The sequence below is a fragment of the bacterium genome (assembly GCA_037131655.1).
Taxonomy (GTDB): domain Bacteria; phylum Armatimonadota; class Fimbriimonadia; order Fimbriimonadales; family JBAXQP01; genus JBAXQP01.
Map to the genome: position 1 here is coordinate 1 of JBAXQP010000459.1, position 1,690 is coordinate 1,690.

Annotated in this window: 2 protein-coding genes; one reads left to right on the forward strand and one right to left on the reverse strand. The window is 50.1% G+C overall.

Translation table 11 applies throughout. The annotated features are described in order from the left end of the window. A partial coding sequence (locus tag WCO51_13595; protein ID MEI6514287.1) for an epoxyqueuosine reductase occupies positions 1-248 on the forward strand: 248 nt, incomplete at its 5' end. Here WCO51_13595 and WCO51_13600 read toward each other — a convergent pair. Next, a partial coding sequence (locus WCO51_13600; protein ID MEI6514288.1) for a ribulokinase occupies positions 245-1,690 on the reverse strand: 1,446 nt, incomplete at its 5' end. The two genes, WCO51_13595 and WCO51_13600, sit on opposite strands and share 4 nt — an antisense overlap.

Consider the following 1,690-nt stretch of genomic DNA (forward strand, 5'->3'; position numbering starts at 1 on the left):
CCTTTAAACCTCCCCCCACGAAAACTCTCATCGGCATCCTAACCATGACCGAAGAGGACTTCCGCCAAACCTACCGCCACAGCCCCGTCAAGCGCGCTAAGTACACCGGTCTTCTAAGAAACGCCTGCATCGCTGCAGGGAACTCAAGCGATAAAGACCTCCTCCCCTTCCTCGAGCTTCTAACAACTCATGAGAATCCAATAGTATCCGAATGCGCAAAATGGGCAATTCGAACTATAACGGGTTAGCCTCTCTCCCTATCTCTAATATCAAGCAGACGTTTCATGACATGCGAGAGATTACCCGACCATGAGAGTGTTCCGAAGGCATCGTGGAGGGTTTTGTAGAGGCTGTAAAGCTGTTGGTAAATCGCTTGATGCTCTGGGATTGGGTGGTAGAGGGTTTCTTTGATCGCGCACATAGCTGATTGGGCTTCTTCGACACTCTTATAGCTTCCTGATGCGACTGCACCAGCGATTGAGGCGCCGAGGGCGGATGCTAAACCGGTTCGAGCAATCTTCATTGGGCAACCAGTGATGTCCGCATAAATTTGAAGCAACATTGGGTTCTTCTCAGCGATCCCCCCGCCGTAAATCACCTCATTAGTTGGAAATCCATACTCAGCAAAATGCTCCATGATGGCTCTAGCGCCAAATGCGGTTCCTTCGATAAGCGCTCGATAGATTTCGGCTGGAGTGGTTTGAATGTTGAGGCCGATAATTAGCCCGCTAAGGCGTGGGTCTGAGAGAACGCTTCGATTTCCGTTAAGCCAATCGAGCATAACAAGCCCTGATTCACCCGGTTTTAGCTTTGAAGCCTTCTCGGTTAGCCCCTCATGATCTGCCCCTCCAGGTTGGATGTAATCAACGAACCAGTTGTAGATATCACCCACCGCTGATTGACCTGCTTCAAGGCTTGTATAACTGGGAATAATCGAGCTATCTACAATCCCGCATAGGCCGGGGATATCAGGTACAGACTGGTTATTTGGCACAACTGCAAAATCACTGCTCGAAGTTCCGATGATCCGCACCATTGTTCCTGGCTTGATGCCGGCCCCGACTGCGCCAATATGACCATCCGAAACTCCTATTGCCACTGGAAGACCGACCAGCAGACCGAGCTTTTCAGCCCATTCGGAAGTCAACTCCCCTGCCCTATCCTGAATGGTATAGACCTTATCATAAAGACGCTTCCTCAACGCTCCCAGGCGAAAATCGAGCGAATTTAGAAACTCTTCATCCGGCAAACCACCCCAGCAGTCGTTAAACATGGCCTTGTGACCGGCTGTACAAATATTTCGTTTAAGAAGAGAAGGGTGAGTCGTCCCAGTCAAGACTGCCGGTATCCAATCGGACAACTCGACCCAGGTATAGGCGACCTTATAGACCTCCGGGTCAACATTCAGACAGCGCCAGACCTTGCTCCAGAACCATTCGGGCTGATAGACTTCACCATATTTAAGTAGATACTGCGGCCTAAGTTCAGTGGCCTTCCGGGTAATAACTTCGGCTTCAAAATAGGAAGTATGGTCTTTCCAAAGCCAGGCCAATGCGTTGGGATTGCTGCTGAACTCCGGATTTAGGGCCAAAGGAAATCCTTGCTCATCAACTGGTATTGGAGTACTGGAAGTAGCGGCTACACCTATCCCGACAATAAGCTCGGGACAAAATCCAGAGTCGCTTGATTT